This window comes from Shewanella chilikensis (genome assembly GCF_002836945.1).
In the GTDB taxonomy this organism is placed as follows: Bacteria; Pseudomonadota; Gammaproteobacteria; order Enterobacterales; family Shewanellaceae; genus Shewanella; species Shewanella chilikensis.
The window spans coordinates 26,933-45,338 of record NZ_NIJM01000009.1; the positions used below are offsets into that span (position 1 = coordinate 26,933).

Sequence of the window (18,406 nt, forward strand, 5' to 3'; positions counted from 1 at the left end):
TCACTTAATCTCCGGCGGAGTGCTGAAGGTGTGATAAGGCGCCGGACTTGGGAGTGTCCACTCAAGCCCCTGGGCACCTTCCCAAGGTTTGGCCGGAGCCTGGGCGCCGCCGCGAATACACTTGATCACCAGCACCAGAAATATCAGCTGTGACAGGCCAAAGGCAAAACCGCCTATGGAGACAATCTGATTGACATCGGCAAACTGCACCGAGTAGTCGGGGATGCGTCTGGGCATACCGGCCAACCCGAGGAAATGCATCGGGAAGAACAACACATTGACCGAAATGACCGAACACCAAAAATGCCACTTGGCCAAGGTCTCGCTGTACATATGCCCGGTCCACTTGGGTAGCCAGTAATAGGCGGCGGCCATGATGGAGAAGATGGCGCCGGTGACCAGCACATAATGGAAATGGGCAACCACAAAGTAAGTGTCATGGTATTGGAAGTCGGCTGGGGTGATTGCCAACATCAGGCCGGAGAAGCCGCCTATGGTGAAGAGAATAATAAAGGCACAGGCGAACATCATAGGGGCTTCAAAGCTGATGGATCCTCGCCACATGGTGGCAACCCAGTTGAATACCTTGACCCCGGTTGGCACGGCAATCAGCATGGTGCAGTACATAAAAAAGAGTTCGGCAAAGACAGGCATACCTGTGGTGAACATGTGGTGTGCCCACACCAGGAAGGAGAGGATCGCGATGCTGGCAGTGGCGTAGACCATTGAGGCGTAGCCAAACAAAGGCTTGCGGCTGAATGCCGGAATGATGGCCGAGATGATGCCGAATGACGGCAAGATCATTATGTACACCTCGGGGTGGCCGAAGAACCAGAAAATATGCTGGAACATCACAGGATCTCCGCCGCCGGCGGCATCGAAGAAGCTGGTGCCGAAGAATTTGTCTGTCAGTACCATGGTCACAGCCCCGGCCAATACCGGCATGACGGCTATCAGAAGGAAAGCGGTGATAAGCCAGGTCCAGACGAACAGGGGCAGCTTCATCCAGTTCATGCCAGGTGCGCGCAGATTCACTATGGTGACTATCACGTTGATCGCCCCCATGATTGAGCTTATCCCCATGATATGTATTGAGAAAACAAACAAGGCAGTGCTGTCGGCGCTATAAGTGGTCGACAATGGGGCATAGAAGGTCCAGCCAAAATTGGGGCCGCCGCCTTCCATAAACAATGAGCTAAGCAGGATTAAGAAGGCGAAAGGCAAAATCCAGAAGCTCCAGTTGTTCATCCGCGGCAGCGCCATATCCGGCGCACCTATCATCATGGGGATCAACCAGTTGGCCAGACCGGTAAAGGCCGGCATCACGGCGCCAAAAACCATGATAAGGCCATGAACTGTGGTCATTTGGTTAAAGAAGTTGGGCTCGACCAGTTGCAATCCGGGCTGGAATAACTCAGCACGGATCACCATGGCCATGGCGCCCCCTATCAGGAACATGATGAAGCTGAACCAGAGATAGAGTGTGCCTATATCTTTATGGTTGGTGGTCAGCAACCAGCGCATGATCCCCTTGGGGGCGTGATGATGCTGGTGTTCCTGCTCAGTGATTTCCTGAACGCCGGCTTTCGCATCTTGACTGAATGAGTTCATCTTCTCCCCCTACTGCCCGTGGTTATTGACGTCGGCGGCTTGCACTGTGTCGCCTGTGTTATTGCCCCAGGCATTACGCTCATAGGTCACCACAGCGGCCAGTTCCTTGGCGGTAATCTGTTTGCCGAAGGCCTGCATGGCGGTGCCTGTCTTGCCATGGATCACTATGTCCAGATGGGCAGCTATTGGGCCTATGGCAATAGCACTGCCCTTGAGCCCAGGGAATACCCCTTGAAGTCCGGCGCCGTTGGGCTGATGACAGGCGGCGCAGCGCGCCATATAGATCTGTTCGCCAAGCGCCATGGCCTCATCATGGCTCATGGTCTCACTGAGGGCTGCCTGAGCTTCTTCGGCGGCCGTAGCCGCGGCTTGTTTCTGCTCTGCTATCCAGGCGTCGAACTCCTCTTCTGCCAGTACCTGCACCACAATCGGCATAAAGCCGTGGTCTTTACCGCAAAGCTCGGCACATTGGCCGCGGTAGATCCCCGGCTTGTCTATCCGGGTCCAGGCCTCGTTGATAAAGCCGGGGTTGGCATCTTTTTTGACAGCAAAGGCGGGCACCCACCAGGAGTGGATCACATCATCTGAGGTCATCAAGAATCGGACTTTGCGATTGATGGGCAATACCAACGGCTTGTCGACTTCAAGCAGGTAGTGCTCGCCCTTGGCTTCCTGGCCTTCTATCTGGGATCTCGGCGTTGCCAATATGCTGAAGAAGTCGATGTCTTCGCCGAAATAGCTGTAGTGCCATTTCCATTGCGAGCCGGTGATCTTGACCGTCAGGTCGGCATCACTGGGATCCTCCATGGCAATCAGTGTCTTGGTTGCGGGGATCGCCATTAGGATTAGGATTAAGAAGGGGATAAGCGTCCAGGCAATTTCTACCTTGGTACTTTCATGGAATTGGGACGCGACTGCCCCTTTAGATTTTCTATGGTTGATCATGGCGTAGATCATCACGCCGAATACGACCAAACCTATGGCGCAGCAAATATATAGAATGATCATGTGCAGGTGATACACCTTGCCACTGATCTCAGTTACCCCTTGAGTCATATTCAAGGGCATATCTGCCTGAGCACCTGGAGACAACAAGCTGACGCACAACAAGGTCAGCAAAACACACAGCCATTGCTTCACAAGACATCTCCTCTGTCAATTGCATTCGCAACTACAAAGAAGAGTCACACAGTAAGTCTTTGCTCTATGCAAACTCTTCAGTTCCCAAAAAAGCAACGATGACTTCAAAGTGCGGCGGCGGTTTCACTTAGCTCTAGGTATACAGGTGGTAACCACTGTTGCACTTACCGCTGAATATACTCAGCATTTCCGGCGACGGCACCACTCGCTATGAATCGAAATGGGACGGTCAACCTACGACGAATTGCATGGAGATAACACAATCGTTGTTCCTACATTACTTGTAGATTAAATATTGATCAAGATCACGATGTTTTCTAACTATATGAAAAAAAAGCGCCTGTTAATCCAGAGGTGAATTCTGCGTGAGAGGCTGACCAGCGCGGGTTTGCGTCGATTTACTAAGGAAAGGTATTGCACCAAAAAGGCGCAGAATAAAGGCCATTCTAGAATGGCCTTTTAAACACACCATCAATGGATGGAGCGGGTAAGTTCGTTGAGGCGGTTATCTATCTCTTTCGCCTGCCGTCCTGTTTCCAGCACTACGCCCATGGCTCTGGCGTTACGGGCGACCAGCTGCAATCGGCGGTTATCACGGGCATCCAGGCTGTCTATCCAACTGATCACTGCACTGGAGGTGCCGTTGGTCAGGGCTCTTTCTGTTGCCCACAAGGCTTCAACTTCATCCTTGGTGCGCACCAAGAGCACTCTATCCATTCTGACACCGGCCCTTGCTAAGGTTTCCTTGTAACCTATGCTGGCCGGGGCGTTAATCAAGACAATCCAGCGCCCCTGTTGGCTCAGTTGCGCCAATTGAGGGCAGAGGCGCGATAACTCCTGACGTCCCTGGCTATGGCTGGCCAAGCTGGAGATACCTGTATGTTGCCAAGGCTGATTGCCGGCAATACTGGTGTCTGTCCACAGGCCTGGGTGTCTTGGGGCGTTGCCTGTCATTATACTCATAGCCAGTCTCCATTGCGTATTATCCCTACCGCCAGTCCTTCAATGGTCAACGGCTGAAAAGTCAGGTCGACTTTGATTGGGGAGTAAGCCTCGTTCTCGGCATGTAGATAAACCACATTACCTTTCTTTTCAAAACGTTTTACCGTTACATCATCTTCAACCCTGGCCACCACGACTTGACCGTTACGGGCTTCCTGTACCTTGTGAACCGCCAGGAGATCACCTTCGAGAATGCCTATATTCTTCATGCTGTCGCCGCGCACTCGCAGCAGGAAGTCGGCACTGGGATGGAACATACTAGGGTCGACCTGGTAATACTGTTCCACATGCTCCTGTGCCAGTATAGGTTCACCGGCGGCGACCTGACCTATTAGCGGGAGGCCGGTTTCTGACTCGGCTTGTTCATCATGAGGTAGACGAATGCCGCGAGAGGTGCCTGGTATGATCTCAATACAGCCTTTCTTGGCCAGCGCCTTGAGGTGTTCCTCGGCGGCATTGGCACTCTTAAAGCCTAACCGGGTAGCAATTTCGGCCCGGGTTGGTGGCATGCCGGTGTCGGCTATATTGCGTTTAATCAGTTCCAGAATCTGTGCCTGGCGCGGTGTCAGTGGTCTCATGATGATTCCTGTTTTTTCATACAGTACCTGTCAGTATATACAGTATTTTGATCAGTGCAAGTATTAACCAAAATTGAAACGTTTAGGGGAAGGGTAAATGTTTCAACCTGTGGCAGATTTGGACGGCCTGGCTTACGCATCAATGGGGAGTTCAAGGCATTTGCCAGAGGAGTCGTCGGGGCCGGTTCGCACCTTCCCTAGCTAAGGTTCAGGAAGTTCTGGTATTCTATTGGGCTATTGATTGTGGCTCAGACACTGAAAAACATGTCCAAACAAGATTCATTCTGGTTTAAATCCCTTCGCTGGCTCCAAAGCAAGCTGGTGCATACCACTGTGGTGCCTCAGGATCCTTTCGCAGATTTGAACCTGGATCTCGCCAAGCCGATGGCCTACGTGATGAAGACGGAGTCTGTCAGTGATATCGCGGCGTTGGCGGAAGTTACCCGTAAGTTTGGTTTGCCTTGCCCTTATGAGACGCTCAAGGTTGATGATATTACCGTCCCCAGAGTCGTCTGCCTGGAAGGTGCCAAGCCCCTGTTCGGTAAGCGTAAGAGCAATAAACCTTTTCTCAGCTGTTTCACTTCGCTGTTGAACCTGCATCAGGTCAATCCTGAATTGGATATTCAATTGGTGCCCGTGAGCCTCTATTGGGGCCGCACTCCGGGCAAGGAAGATGACAGCATGCGCGCCGCCGTATTTGAGCGGGAAAATCCCACTTGGCTGCGCAAGTTTCTGATGATCCTGTTCCTGGGACGTGACAACTTTGTGCAGTTTTCCAATGCGGTATCGCTGCGGCTGATGGCCGATGAACATGGAACCGACAAGGCTATTGCCCATAAGTTGTCTCGGGTGGCCAGGGTGCATTTTCGTCGGCAACGCAAGGTGATGACAGGGCCATTACTGCCTAATCGTCAGGCGTTGTTCAATGAATTGTTACGTTCGGAAACGCTTAAGAAGGCAATTAAGGAGGAGGCTGCAGCCAAGAAGATCCCTGAGGCCAGGGCCAGGGAGATGGCGGAGGAATATCTCGATGAGATTGCAGCCCACTATTCAGACAGCCTGGTGCGTATTGCCCAGCGGATCCTCACTTGGTTATGGAACAAGCTCTACAAGGGGATCAACATTAAGGGTGCCGAGCAGATACGCCAGTTGCACCATGATGGTCATGAGATAGTTTATGTACCTTGCCACCGCAGTCATATGGATTACCTGCTGCTCTCCTATATTCTCTATTTTCAGGGTATGGTTCCGCCCCACATAGCCGCCGGTATCAACCTGAACTTCTGGCCTGCCGGACCTATATTCCGTCGTGGTGGTGCTTTCTTTATCCGCCGAAGTTTCAACGGGAATAAACTCTATACCGCAGTGTTCCGTGAGTATCTGGATCAGTTGTTTGCCAAAGGCTATTCGGTCGAGTACTTCACCGAAGGTGGTCGCTCCCGTACCGGGCGGCTGCTGTCGCCAAAGACAGGGATGCTGGCGATGACAGTCAACTCTGTGTTGCGGGGTATTGAGCGGCCGGTGACTTTGGTGCCTGTGTACCTGGGTTATGACCATGTTATGGAAGTGGCAACTTATCACAAAGAACTCAGCGGCAAGAAGAAGCAAAAAGAATCTGTCTGGCAGGTGGTTGGCGCCTTGCGTAAGCTGGGTAATTTTGGTCAGGGTTATGTTAACTTTGGTGAACCTGTGACCCTGCAGAACTTCCTCAGTGAAGCGGCACCCAACTGGCGCGAAGAAGTGGCGGCCGATCCCGAGCAGAAACCCAGCTGGTTGACTCCGGCTGTCAATACTCTGGCCAATCGAGTGATGACCCATATCAACGATGCCGCAGCAGCCAGCGCCGTGACGCTTACCAGCCTGGTACTCTTGTCATCAGAGCAGAATGCGCTGGAGCGAAGCCAGTTGGAACGTCAGTTGGACCTGTATCTGGATCTGCTCAAGGAAGTTCCTTACACCCAGTACATCTCGGTGGCCGAAGGTGACGGTAAGCAATTGCTGCAACAAGGTCTGGAGCTGAATAAGTTTACGGTTCAGGAAGATGCACTGGGTGATATTATCTCAATCGACGAGTCGATTGCGGTAACCATGACTTACTATCGCAACAACATTATTCACTTGTTTATGGTGCCTGCTTTGCTGGCCAGCTGCCTGGTGCGTCAAGAGCAGTGCAGCCGAGCTCAGATGCAGGCGGTGCTTGAGGATTTCTACCCTCTGCTGCAGGCCGAACTGTTTATGGGTAAGGCCGATGTCAGTGCCTATGCCGATCAACTGCTGGATCGTTTCATTGTCAAAGGTTTGGTGGCCGAAGAAGCCGATGGTTTCCGAGTGTTGGAAGCCGGGATCAATCCGCTGGCGCTGCTGGCCGAAACCATGAGCGAAACTCTTCAGCGTTATGCCATCATCTTTAACTTGCTGGCCGCTCACCCGGGTATTGAGCGTGGCGACTTGGAGCGGGAAAGCCACAAGTTGGCCAGTCGTCTGGGCGCGCTGCATGGGATTACTGCCCCCGAGTTTTACGACAAAAAACTCTATGGCATTGTGAGCATCAAGCTCAAAGAGCTTGGGTATCTCACCAAGGAAGATACCCGCCATGATATAGAGCGAACCCGAGATTATGCTAACCAGCTACTGCGTCCTCAGGTCAAGCAAACCATAGTTGACAGCGTCGCCGCCGAACAGGAGGCCTGATGGCCAATCATATGAATGCGGCGCCTGCCAAGGCGTCTTTGCTGGGCGGCGCCATGATCATCGCCGGGACCACAGTCGGTGCAGGTATGTTTTCGCTGCCGGTAGAAGGCGCCGGCATGTGGTTTGGCTACTCTGTGCTTATGTTGTTGGGGGTGTGGTTTTGCATGTTCATGTCCGGGCTGCTGCTGCTGGAAACCAACCTGCATTTTGAGCCGGGCGCCAGCTTTGACACCCTCACCAAGGAAACTTTGGGGCAGTTCTGGCGGGTGCTTAACGGCGCCTCGATAACCTTCGTGCTCTATATCCTCACTTACGCCTATATCAGTGGCGGCGGTTCTATAGTTAATCACAGCCTGGAAGGTATGGATATCAGCCTGCCGCAGAGCTTTGCCGCCTTGGTGTTTGCCCTGGTGTTGGCACTGGTGGTGCTTATCAGCACCAAGGCAGTGGATCGCATCACCACTATAATGCTGGGCGGGATGATCATCAGCTTCTTTCTGGCGATAGGCAATCTGCTGATCGGCATAGACACCAGCAAGTTGTTACTACCTGATGGTGAGAACTCTTATGGCTCATATCTGTGGGCGGCCATTCCTTTTGGCCTGGCGAGTTTTGGCTATCATGGCAATGTGCCGTCGCTGGTGAAATACTACGGCAAGCAACCGGGCACCATTATCAAGGCGATTTTTGTTGGTACCTTTATTGCCTTGGCTATCTACCTGTGTTGGTTGGTGGCTACCATGGGGAATATTTCCCGCGGCGAATTCGGCGCTATTATTGCTCAGGGTGGCAATATGGGGGTATTGGTCGGCGCCTTGTCCAAGGTGATGGATAACTCGCTGCTCAACACCATGCTCACTCTGTTTGCCAATCTGGCGGTGGCGTCTTCATTCCTGGGAGTAACCCTGGGCTTGTTTGATTATCTGGCAGATCTGTTTGGTTTTGACGACAGTCGCAGCGGCAGGGCCAAGACCGCCTTGGTGACTTTCCTGCCTCCGACTTTGTTGGGTATGTTGTTTCCCGATGGCTTCCTGGTTGCTATCGGCTTTGCTGCCTTGGCGGCTACGGTATGGGCCGTTATAGTGCCGGCCTTGATGGCTTGGCGCTCAAGACAACAATTCGCCGATAGCCAGGGCTTTCGTGTGCCGGGGGGGACACCTTTGATAGCCATAGTGGTGCTGTTTGGATTACTCACGGCAGCCTGCCATCTGTTGGCCATGGCTGGTATCCTGCCTAAGTATTCATGAAGCGAGAAGCTGCTCTCTTTTTCAAAGAAATGAAAGAGCGGCTTCTTGACAAGACTATAAAAGTCAGTAATTTATATCGTCCACGCCGAGTGTTTTGTGCGGGTGTAGTTCAATGGTAGAACGGCAGCTTCCCAAGCTGCATACGTGGGTTCGATTCCCATCACCCGCTCCAAGTTTCGTCATAGTTAATATTTGCTCCCAGTAGCTTATGAATCAATATTCGTTTTTGCTCTGAGCGTTATCTGTAGCCTATGACCATTTAGGTTGCACAGGTGTAGGTCTCGTTTTTCTATCTGTACAAGCCAATAAACTGAAAGGCCGTACCTTTCTCAAAGGGGGCTGGTCATTTTGAACCTTCTGAGTCTAAATAGCGCCGCTTTAGGAATGGTGACAAACTCTCTTGGGATTTGTCTGACAGTTATCCTACCCGGGATAAGCCAGTATTACCTCTTCATAAAGGGATTGTGTCCATTGCCCTGCATCCTTTTTATGTTTGAGATTTTGCATCTCATTGTTCCGTCGTAGTTTGTTGGTTGGCAGATTGTGTTGCATAGGGAAGAGTGACAGGGAAAGTTTATGCTAACCAACAGACTACGGCTTTTTTCCTCTATACATCGTCAAATCCATATATTCTCAATTCGGCATTGCCATCGTATATTTTCTATACAGCCTGGTATAATTTCTATTAGTGTTTAACGTAAATGGAACCGGCTTCATCAGCCTCCACTGCGCAACACAGAAATGGGAACCGGATAATGAAGATTACAGCATACAGACATGGCGAGCCCTGTTGGGTAGAGCTGGGGACGCAGGACTGGAACAGTGCCAAGCACTTTTATTGTCGACTCTTTGGTTGGCAAGCTGAAGATATTCCCATGCCGGAAGGCGCCTATACTATGTTGAAGCAGGCGCATGAAGATATAGGCGCCATTTACCAATTGCCTACTGAATTACAGCAGCAGGGGGTTCCCAGTCACTGGGCGGTTTACTTTGCGGTGGAGGATATTAATCACTGTATTGAGGCCATCAGCTCCGCTGGAGGCCAGCTTCTGATGGGCCCCCACGAGGTTGGCTGCGCCGGTAAGATGGCGCTATTTACCGATCCCGAAGGGGCCCATTTTTCGGTTTGGCAGGGCGTCGAACATCCCGGTGCCGGGCGTAAGTGGGAAGCCAACACTCTTTGCTGGGTTGAGCTCGCCTGTCGACAACCCGAAGAGGCTAAGATCTTTTATCCCAAGGTGTTCAACTGGCAGATGCGTCGCAGTGAGAATGCTGTTGATTTTGAATATACAGAATGGTTTCTCAATAGCGACAGCTGTGATGAAGGCATTGGTGGAATGCTGCAAATGACAGAGCAGTGGGGTGACGTGCCGCCCCACTGGATGATCTATTTCAGTGTTGATGACTGTGATCTGATGGCTTGTCGGGCGGCTGAATTGGGCGGCAAGGTTTGTGTGCCACCCACAGATATTCCCAATGTGGGGCGCTTTGCGGTGCTCAACGACCCCCAGGGGGCAGTGTTCAGTATTATTCGCCTGACTATGGCGCTCTAATTTCTCTCAGTTGGCCGCATCGATGCGGATCTGGCTACCACAGTTGCCGGGAGCAATTCTGGGTGCCTGTAGCAACAGAGTCTTCAGGTCGCTGTCATTTATCTTTTCGGGAAGGCTGAGTTGAATTTCGGTTAACATTCCCCGGTGACATTTAAGACTCAGCTTGTGCTCGCTCGAAGGGCCAAAGCTCTGTTGAAACGCTTGTCTTAAAGAATCGGTCGCTATCTTGGCGCCGATGTTTTGTTGCAGTAGGTTGAGCAGAGGCGTTGCCTGGTTCACCTCTGTGGTCAGTCTGAGTGCCAATGAAAAGTAGGCTTCGGCATTTTCATCCCGGCAACTGCCGTGTTTCCACCATTCGTGCCGCTCCAGGCAACTGCCGTAGGCGTGACTGGGCATCATCTGAGCCAGGCGCCGGGATACAGCTTTGCTTAACTCAATGGTGGGATAGTTGCAGAAGTCATCGGGTTCGTGTTTGACCTTGCCGCAATAGCCATAGCTGATGCCGCAAGAGCGCTTATTGGGCCATAAGCCGTGCAAGCTGAAATGACTGGCATCAAAGCGGTCGGCGCTTTGGCTGCGACATTCGGGTTTGCTGGAACCTTTTGACTCACAAAAGGCGTTTTGCCACGACAGAGCCAGTAGATGACTATCGTATTTATCGGCCAGGTTACAGGCGTTATCGGTTTGAGATTCCGTGGGCAACACACCTGTTTGCAGTTGGCCACAGTCGGCGGCAATCCAACGCAGAGGTGATTGTGTGGCTGAGGTCTTGACCCTGAACCAGGTGGGCGTGTTGTGACCAAGGCGTTCAACTATCTCCAGCCTCTGCCCTGGGCTGCTGTAAAGCTGCCCGGGATTAGTGCCCTTGTTCTTCGATTGAAACAGCGGACAGGTCTTGTCTATCAGCAACTCACCGGAAAAGGGGGCTGCCATGATCCCGATAGGTAACAGCCACAGCAATAATATCAGTAAGCGGGTCATAAGGTTCCTCTTTGACGAAATTGTCATCATGCAGATTTTAGTTTTGCCATGTGACACTTTGTATCTATATCGGTTTGAAGTGCAACTTATGTTAAATAGATGATCTTTGGTTTTGGTTTCAAGGCTCAGAGCTGATGCGCCATAGCCGGAATATTAGACGCTTTGGCCGCAGTTCAATGGCGCCAATTTGTATCTTTGCCTTTGTTGGTGAAATGCAGCGCAATTGTTGCTTGTCGATTAATTGTGTAGCTTGGCAATGACAGCAGAATTTTACAGGAAAAAGTAAATGAAAGGATGTGTTTCCGCGGCGGTTATGGTGTTGTGTTTGGGAGCCTGTAGTAGTACTGATGAAACGCAGCAGGCTCAAGCAGAAGTCGATCGCAGTGATGGTTATCGCTGTGAAAAAGTCACAGTGACAGGTTCGAGGATGCCGATAAGAAGGTGTACCACTCAGGCACAAAGGGAGCAGGAGCGTCTGGAAGCGGAAGAGATGTTACGTAAGGGAAGAGTACTTTCTAAGGAGTGAGTAAGGATGCCAGTGGCTCCAGCCACTGGCATCCAGGGATCAGGCTGCTTTGATCTGGCGGCCTTCGGCATCACGGAAACTACCGATGGCAATACGAACAAAGTCGATCAGAGTCCAAATACCCAGGCCACCCAGGGTCAGTAACATCAGCAGACCCGTACCGATTTTACCTGTGTAAAAACGGTGCACGCCGAAGCTGCCCAGGAAGAAGCACAGCAGTAGAGTAGGTACGAAACCCTTGTCGCTCAGTTGCTCATTTTCGATTGTCATTGTTTGTCCTTAAGTTAACTTTTGTCCCGGGTAAGTGATCAGCCTACCCAGCCCATCTTTATAGCTTCCCACGAGTAACATGAAAGTGATTATCACTGTGTGGATAATATCGACCGCCAGTACAGCTATTCCGGTGAATACCAAGGTAGGATCATCTGTCGAAATCAGCGTAATACCTACTATTGCCAGACCGAGATCAAACAGGCCATGCAGAATACGTCCACAGTAAAAATGGTGTATGCCCAAGATGCCGAAAATGCCTGAAAGGCACACGGCTACGCCATAACTCTTATCGGATTTTTTGAGAGTCTGCACTTCCTTGTTCCTATGTTGAAAGCTGAGTCGTCCGGCCCGGCAGGCATCTCCCTGCACTTCTTCGAGCCAAACGGGGGAAGTCTACCTTTTTCCTGGGATTTTTTTCAATAACAAATTGTTAAATTGAGATTATTCTGACACATCTGTTTCAAACGCCTGGTATTGGATCACATTGATGTACCACTCTTTGATCCCGGATGGGGTTTGCACTTGGACCTCATCATCAACCTGTTTACCTATGAGTGCTCGCGCCATGGGGGAATCTATGGTGATATAGCCTTTCTTGGTGTCTATTTCATCCTTGCCGACAATCCGGTAGCGCACCACAGTGCCCTGGTCGTTTTCCAGCTCGACCCAAGCGCCGAAAAACACCTTTCCTTCCTGCTGCGGTGAGTAGTCGACTATTTTAAGCTCTTCCAGACGTTTAACCAGATAGCGGATCCGGCGATCTATCTGTCGCAGCAAGCGTTTGTTGTAGGTGTAATCTGCGTTTTCGGAGCGGTCACCCTGGGCCGCGGCCTCCTGTACCTTGAGGGTGATCTCGGGACGGTATTCCTTCCACAGATATTTGAGTTCTTTGTCCAGGGCTTCCCAGCCCTTACGGGTAATCAAATGGGCTTTCATCGATTTATTCGGTCAACTGCTGATGGCGCCAGGCGCCGATGCCAATAATGCAGAAGGTTTACAGAACTCAGGCGTGCTTGCAAGTGCGCCTTCTTGCCAATGGGATAAACAGGATGCCTTTGTTTGTCATTTTACACAGGCGATGAGTGTCTGCCCCGGCTCGAAGCAGGCCTGCAGATGATCGCCCAGAGCCAATGGCAAGCCCTCAAGGCTGTCGTTGCATACCGAAGCGTAGAGGCGGTCGTTGCCGCCGATATCCAGGGTAATTTCGCTGCGCTGGGTATCGCGTTTTATTTGCAATAACTGGCCTTTGAGGCGGTTGCCACTGCTGAGGGGCTGCTGCAGCGAGTGGATGCTGACGGCGGGAGCCTTGAACAGCAGCAATACCTTCTTGCCGATATGCAGTCCCAGTTTGTCAGTGCTGGCATGGGTGATGGCGGCGTCTATCTCCTGCCCGCCGGCCAATTTGACCCTGACATTGTCATTGAGAGAATCATCCTTGAGCGCAATGACTTCACCGGCCAGTTGATTGCGGGCGCTGGTCTTGAGCGAGAAGTGCGCCATCAGATCCAACAGATTATCCATGGGGACGGCCGCATCCAACAGCGCCTTGAGCACCATGTCCTGCATCTGATCCATCAGTTCGTAGAGTTTCAGCAGACGCTCGCCAAACTCGGTCAACTTGGCGCCGCCACCGCCTTTACCACCCTTTTCACTGCTGATCACAGGCTGAGGGGCCTGCAGATTCATGTCGTTGACTGCATCCCAGGCCGCCTTGTAACTGATGCCCGCCTGTTTGGCGCCCTGGCTGATGGAGCCGGTAATGCGTATCTGCTTCAATAGCGCAATGCGTTTGGGATTGGCAAACAGTTTATCGGCATTGTTGAGAGTCAACAGGGCTTTGAGATCCATGGTGTATTCCTTATCAGTGTCAGGGTTATTCTCCCTCATTGCGCTGATAAAGACCACAGGGATCACTCACTGACGCTCACAGGCTTGCTTATCGTTATATAACTATGTATATAACGTTGGCAGTATCCAAATAGTGTAATCATTTCACCAAGGAGTCGTTATGAAGTCCCTGTTTCGTCCAGCCCTGAGCCTGGCTCTGGGGTTATTGTTGGCCTTTAACGTCAGTGCCAAGGAAAAAGTCACCGTCTTTGCCGCCGCCTCACTCACCAATGCCATGAATGAACTGGGCGCCGAATATGACCGCAAGCATAACACTGAAACCGTGTTCTCTTTTGCGTCCTCTTCGACGCTGGCACGCCAGATTGCCCAAGGTGCGCCCGCCGAGCTGTTTCTGTCGGCCAACCAGAAATGGATGGACTATCTCGATGAAAACAAGGCCATTGACAGTGATAGTCGGGTCACTCTGCTGCGTAACACTCTGGTGCTGATCGCGCCGAAAAGCAGTGCGCTGAACCAGGTTGAAATCTCGGCTTCCTGGGATCTCAAACAGGCTTTGGGTAACAGTCGGATGGCGGTTGGCGATCCAGATCATGTGCCAGCCGGTCGCTATGCCAAGCAGGCGCTGGAAAACTTGGGTTTGTGGCAACAGGCCGAACCTCTGCTGGCCAGAGCCAATAGTGTTCGCGGCGCCTTGGCGTTGGTTGAACGCGGCGAGTCATCTCTGGGGATTGTCTATTCCACAGATGCCAAGGTTGCCAAAGGGGTAAAACAGCTGGCGGTATTCCCCCAAGAGACTCATAAGCCAATCAGCTATCCCATGGCGCTGGTGGGTAAAGAGCACAACAAAGGCGCTGAAGGTTTCTATCAATTCCTGCAGTCCGACGCTGCCAAGGCGGTATTTGCCAAATACGGCTTCGGCGTAAACTGAGATCCTGACTTTGAGCTTGTTGACCGACTATGAAGTGGCTGCCTTGCTGCTCAGTCTCAAGGTGTCCACTGTGGCTGTGCTCTGCAGTCTGCCGCTTGGTATTTTGTGCGCCTGGGTGCTGGCGCGGCTGGAGTTCCCCGGCAAGTCTGTGTTCGATAGCCTGATCCACCTGCCACTGGTGCTGCCACCTGTGGTCATAGGGTATTTGTTGCTGGTCTCCATGGGCCGCAGCGGTTTTCTCGGTGGCTGGCTCTATGACACTTTTGGCTTCAGTTTCAGTTTCAGTTGGCGCGGCGCCGCGCTGGCGGCCGCGGTGGTGTCATTCCCGTTAATGGTTCGTGCCATTCGTCAGGCGCTCGAAGGGGTGGATGTGCGCCTGGAACAGGCGGCGCGCACCTTGGGCGCCGGCCGACTCAAGGTCTTCTTCACCATCAGCTTGCCGTTGACCGCGCCCGGCATAGTCTCGGGCATGGTGCTGGCCTTTGCCCGCAGTCTCGGGGAGTTCGGTTCCACCATTACTTTTGTTTCCAATATACCAGGTGAAACCCGCACCATTCCCTTGGCCATGTACTCCTTTATCGAGACCCCTGGCGCCGAGGCCGAGGCCGCCAGGTTGTGCGTGATTGCGATATTAATTTCACTGGCCTCGCTGATAGCTTCCCAATGGCTCAGCAAGCGGGCGCAACAGAGGACGCTGGGACAATGCTGAAAATCGCTATCAGGCAACAGCTGGGGCAAACCCTACTGGATGTGGACACAGAATTACCTCTCTCCGGGGTCAGCGCCGTCTTTGGCCGTTCGGGCGCCGGTAAGACCTCACTGATTAATATTCTCGGCGGTTTGGCAACGCCGGATGCCGGTGAGATCCGTTTGGGAGAGCGCTGGTTGTTTCATAAAGAAAAGAAGATCAACCTGCCACCTGAGCGGCGTAACGCCGGCTTTGTGTTTCAGGATGCCAGGCTGTTTCCCCACTATCGGGTGCGCGGCAATCTCAACTATGGCCGCAAGGATAAAGACAGTCGCGAGTTTGATACCGTGGTGCAACTCTTGGGGCTGGAGAAGCTGCTCGATCGGTTTCCCTTTACCCTCTCCGGCGGGGAAAAGCAGCGGGTCGCCATAGGCCGGGCCTTGCTGACCCGCCCAGAGATCCTCTTGATGGATGAACCGCTGGCATCGCTCGACTTGCCGCGCAAGCGCGAGCTGTTGCCCTACCTACAGAGGCTCACCGCCGAACTTAAGCTGCCGATTATCTATGTCAGCCACAGTCTGGATGAGATCCTGCAACTGGCGGATCAGATGCTGGTGCTGGACAAGGGCCGCTGCGTCCTCAGCGGCCCGCTGGAACAGGTGTGGGACAGTGACGAGCTGAGACCCTGGCTCAGTGCTCAGGAGCAAAGCTCGCTGCTGCATGCCACTGTGGCCGAGAGTCATCCCGAGTATGCCATGACCCGTTTGCAGCTCGCCGACGGCAACAGCTTGTGGGTCAATGAACTGTTACCCAAACAGGATAAGCCGATACGGGTGCGGGTTCACAGCAACCAGGTCTCTGTGTGCCTGCAGGTGCCGAGCGGCAGCAGTATTCGCAATATCCTGCCGGTAACCCTGGAAGAGGTGAGCCGGGTCGACAGCCGCGACTATGTGCAGCTAAGACTGAGGCTGGCGGGTATGCCGCTGTGGGCCAATATTACCCGCTGGGCCCTTGAGGAGCTGGCGTTGCAGCCCGGGATGTCACTCTTCGCCCAGATTAAAGGGGTCAGCCTCACGGCCGCCGATTTGGCCCGTTCTCACTGAGGTGCAACAGAAGATCAACTACTGTTACAAAGTCTCGGGTGATTTTTGGTATCAAAATGGCTAAATTTAAGATATTTAGCCACTTTTTCAGATACTATTGTGCCAGTTTCAGGCTTGGCACTCGAGGAATAGCCCATGGGACAAGAAACCTCCAAGATTCTGGTTGTCGATGATGATATGAGGCTGCGGGCCTTGTTGGAGCGCTATCTGATGGAACAAGGCTATCAGGTGCGCAGCGCCGCCAATGCCGAGCAAATGGATCGCTTGCTGGAGCGGGAGAACTTTCACCTGCTGGTGCTCGACCTTATGTTGCCGGGAGAAGATGGCCTGTCCATCTGTCGCCGCCTGCGACAACAGGGCAACCCACTGCCAATAGTGATGCTGACCGCCAAGGGCGATGAAGTCGACCGCATCATAGGCCTGGAACTCGGCGCTGATGACTATCTGCCAAAACCCTTCAACCCCAGAGAATTGCTGGCACGGATCAAGGCGGTAATGCGCCGTCAGGTGCAGGAGATCCCCGGCGCGCCTTCGCAGCAGGAAGAGATGGTCAGCTTCGGCGAGTTCAGCCTCAACCTGGCCACCCGTGAGATGTACCACAACGAAGAGTCCATCGCGCTCACCAGTGGTGAATTTGCCGTGCTCAAGGTATTGGTGACCCACCCTAGGGAGCCCTTGTCCCGCGACAAGCTGATGAATCTGGCCCGTGGCCGCGACTATTCGGCGTTGGAGCGCTCTATCGATGTCCAGGTTTCCCGGCTTAGGCGGCTGATTGAAAAGGATCCCGCCAACCCGCGCTATATCCAAACGGTTTGGGGCCTGGGGTACGTGTTTGTGCCAGATGGTGCCGCCCGTAAATGAAGCTGCGCTGGTGGCAACGCCTGTTGCCCAGGAGTGCCTTCAGCCAAACGGTCATGCTGATAGGCTGCCTGTTGCTGATCAATCAGCTGGTCTCCTATTTGACTGTGACGGTTTATTTCATTAAGCCCAGCTACCAGCAGATCAACCAGCTTATCGCCCGCCAGATCAATCTGTTGTTTGTCGATGGGGTCGAGGTGGGCCGTGAACACCTCACCATAGTGGACGCCCTCAATGCCAAGGTGCGCGACGATGGCATGCATGTCTATAACCAGAAACAGGCCAGGGAAGCCGGTATCGAGCGGGCGACCTACTATGGTTTCCTCTCAACCCAGATGTCGGAATATCTCGGTGGCCCGGCCGAAGTGCGTATTGCCCAGAGCAATCTGCTGCAGATCTGGATCCGCCCGCCTCAGGCTCCCTCCATCTGGATCAAGGTTCCCCTCAATGGCTGGAACGAAAATGCCCTGTCGCCCCTTAACCTCTATCTGCTGGTGATAGGCGCCTTGAGTGTCGCCGGTGGCTGGTGGTTTGCCCGGCAACAGAACCGGCCGCTGCGGCGGCTGCAAAAGGCGGCTATCTCAGTTTCCAGAGGCAATTTCCCTGACCCGCTGCCGCTGACCGGCTCCAGTGAGCTCGTCGAAGTGACCAATGCCTTTAACCGTATGTCCCAGAGTATGAAACAGCTGGAGCAGGACAGGGCGCTGCTGATGGCGGGGATTTCCCACGACCTTAGAACACCCCTGACCCGAATTCGTCTGGCTTCCGAGATGATGGTGGACGACGATGCCTACCTGCAGGAGGGCATAGTCAAAGACATTGAAGACATGGATGCCATCATCAATCAGTTTATCGCCTATATCCGCCAGGATCAGGAGAGCATTCGTGAGCCGGAACAGATCAACCGTTTAATTCGCGAAGTGGCCCAGGCCGAGAGCAACAGAGTCGGTGAAATAGAGCTGGTACTGGCCGAGTGCCCCGAAGTGCCGATGCAGAGCCTGGCTATCAAGCGGGTGATCGGCAATCTGGTGGAAAACGCCTTCCGCTATGGCCGCGGCTGGATCCGTATCGCTTCCCAGGTGGAAAAACACCGCATAGGTTTCAGTGTGGAAGACAATGGCCCGGGTATTGCCGAGAGCCAGATCCCCAAGCTGTTCCAGCCCTTTACCCAAGGTGACAGTGCCCGCGGCAGCGTCGGCTCAGGGTTGGGACTGGCGATCATCAAACGCATCATAGACAGGCATCAGGGCAAGGTCATTCTCAGCAATCGCCCCCAGGGTGGGCTGCACGCTCAGGTGTGGTTGCCGCGAGATTAACACGCCATACGCTTTATGGCCGATTGTCATTCAACTGTCATGCTCCAGTCATAAACTGCGCTC

17 protein-coding genes, 1 tRNA gene and 1 pseudogene are annotated in these 18,406 nt (G+C 53.0%); 10 read left to right on the top strand and 9 right to left on the bottom strand.

Features of this window, described 5'->3' with window-relative positions; all coding sequences use genetic code 11:
* From ctaD to lexA, 4 genes and pseudogenes are all read right to left on the bottom strand, one after another.
* Entirely contained in the window at window positions 1-1,611 is a 1,611-nt protein-coding gene (ctaD, locus tag CX651_RS04860) for a cytochrome c oxidase subunit I (protein WP_101054124.1), read from the bottom strand.
* A gap of 18 nt (window positions 1,612-1,629) precedes the next feature.
* Window positions 1,630-2,751: pseudogene (coxB, locus tag CX651_RS04865) on the bottom strand (cytochrome c oxidase subunit II); the annotation flags it as partial.
* A 471-nt stretch (window positions 2,752-3,222) separates the two neighbouring features.
* Window positions 3,223-3,714: a cell division inhibitor SulA gene (locus CX651_RS04870; protein WP_101054127.1), complete on the bottom strand. Its 492-nt coding sequence runs from the start codon at window positions 3,712-3,714 to the stop codon at window positions 3,223-3,225.
* Window positions 3,711-4,331, bottom strand: a complete 621-nt coding sequence (lexA, locus tag CX651_RS04875; RefSeq protein ID WP_101054130.1) for a transcriptional repressor LexA — start codon at window positions 4,329-4,331, stop codon at window positions 3,711-3,713. The genes CX651_RS04870 and lexA overlap by 4 nt, the downstream gene beginning before the upstream one ends.
* Before the next feature lie 264 nt (window positions 4,332-4,595).
* Here lexA and plsB point away from each other — a divergent pair, with 264 nt between their 5' ends.
* The 4 genes from plsB to CX651_RS04895 all read left to right on the top strand — a co-directional run bounded on the left by plsB (window position 4,596) and on the right by CX651_RS04895 (window position 9,822).
* Window positions 4,596-7,022, top strand: a complete 2,427-nt coding sequence (gene plsB, locus CX651_RS04880) for a glycerol-3-phosphate 1-O-acyltransferase PlsB (protein WP_101054290.1) — start codon at window positions 4,596-4,598, stop codon at window positions 7,020-7,022.
* Entirely contained in the window at window positions 7,022-8,269 is a 1,248-nt protein-coding gene (gene mtr / locus CX651_RS04885) for a tryptophan permease (protein ID WP_101054132.1), read from the top strand. The genes plsB and mtr overlap by 1 nt, the downstream gene beginning before the upstream one ends.
* 98 nt (window positions 8,270-8,367) lie before the next feature.
* Window positions 8,368-8,441, top strand: a tRNA-Gly gene (locus CX651_RS04890).
* Between the two features lie 583 nt (window positions 8,442-9,024).
* Entirely contained in the window at window positions 9,025-9,822 is a 798-nt protein-coding gene (locus CX651_RS04895; protein WP_101054135.1) for a VOC family protein, read from the top strand.
* 6 nt (window positions 9,823-9,828) lie between these two features.
* Here the strand turns inward: CX651_RS04895 and CX651_RS04900 are convergent, their stop codons facing one another.
* Window positions 9,829-10,803, bottom strand: a complete 975-nt coding sequence (locus tag CX651_RS04900) for a ribonuclease T2 family protein (RefSeq protein ID WP_157822665.1) — start codon at window positions 10,801-10,803, stop codon at window positions 9,829-9,831.
* A 286-nt stretch (window positions 10,804-11,089) separates the two neighbouring features.
* On the opposite strand from CX651_RS04900, the gene CX651_RS04905 reads away from it, so the two are divergent.
* Window positions 11,090-11,329 carry a hypothetical protein gene (locus CX651_RS04905; protein ID WP_101054141.1) on the top strand — a complete coding sequence of 80 codons (240 nt, stop codon included), beginning with the start codon at window positions 11,090-11,092 and terminating at the stop codon, window positions 11,327-11,329.
* A gap of 39 nt (window positions 11,330-11,368) precedes the next feature.
* Here the strand turns inward: CX651_RS04905 and CX651_RS04910 are convergent, their stop codons facing one another.
* The 4 genes from CX651_RS04910 to CX651_RS04925 form a co-directional block, all read right to left on the bottom strand.
* Window positions 11,369-11,599, bottom strand: a complete 231-nt coding sequence (locus CX651_RS04910) for a TM2 domain-containing protein (RefSeq protein ID WP_039035336.1) — start codon at window positions 11,597-11,599, stop codon at window positions 11,369-11,371.
* A gap of 9 nt (window positions 11,600-11,608) precedes the next feature.
* The gene (locus tag CX651_RS04915; RefSeq protein WP_157822666.1) at window positions 11,609-11,914 is read right to left on the bottom strand and encodes an NINE protein; all 306 of its coding nucleotides are present in this window, start codon (window positions 11,912-11,914) and stop codon (window positions 11,609-11,611) included.
* A 129-nt stretch (window positions 11,915-12,043) separates the two neighbouring features.
* A complete protein-coding gene (gene greB / locus CX651_RS04920) occupies window positions 12,044-12,538 on the bottom strand; it encodes a transcription elongation factor GreB (protein WP_039035338.1) in 495 nt (164 codons plus the stop codon).
* 126 nt (window positions 12,539-12,664) lie between these two features.
* The gene (locus tag CX651_RS04925; RefSeq protein WP_101054147.1) at window positions 12,665-13,450 is read right to left on the bottom strand and encodes a TOBE domain-containing protein; all 786 of its coding nucleotides are present in this window, start codon (window positions 13,448-13,450) and stop codon (window positions 12,665-12,667) included.
* 160 nt (window positions 13,451-13,610) lie between these two features.
* Between CX651_RS04925 and modA the strand changes: the two genes are divergently transcribed.
* From modA to envZ, 5 genes are all read left to right on the top strand, one after another.
* On the top strand, window positions 13,611-14,378 hold the full coding sequence (modA, locus tag CX651_RS04930) for a molybdate ABC transporter substrate-binding protein (RefSeq protein ID WP_101054150.1): 768 nt from the start codon (window positions 13,611-13,613) through the stop codon (window positions 14,376-14,378).
* Window positions 14,379-14,394: 16 nt separating this feature from the next.
* Window positions 14,395-15,087 carry a molybdate ABC transporter permease subunit gene (modB, locus tag CX651_RS04935; protein WP_101054293.1) on the top strand — a complete coding sequence of 231 codons (693 nt, stop codon included), beginning with the start codon at window positions 14,395-14,397 and terminating at the stop codon, window positions 15,085-15,087.
* Entirely contained in the window at window positions 15,081-16,169 is a 1,089-nt protein-coding gene (modC, locus tag CX651_RS04940) for a molybdenum ABC transporter ATP-binding protein ModC (RefSeq protein WP_101054153.1), read from the top strand. The genes modB and modC overlap by 7 nt, the downstream gene beginning before the upstream one ends.
* 135 nt (window positions 16,170-16,304) lie before the next feature.
* Window positions 16,305-17,030 (top strand): osmolarity response regulator transcription factor OmpR, encoded by a 726-nt coding sequence (gene ompR, locus CX651_RS04945; protein ID WP_025010803.1) that lies wholly within the window; start codon window positions 16,305-16,307, stop codon window positions 17,028-17,030.
* Window positions 17,027-18,343: a two-component system sensor histidine kinase EnvZ gene (envZ, locus tag CX651_RS04950; RefSeq protein WP_028780858.1), complete on the top strand. Its 1,317-nt coding sequence runs from the start codon at window positions 17,027-17,029 to the stop codon at window positions 18,341-18,343. Before ompR ends, envZ begins: the two co-directional genes overlap by 4 nt.
* Window positions 18,344-18,406: the final 63 nt, after the last annotated feature.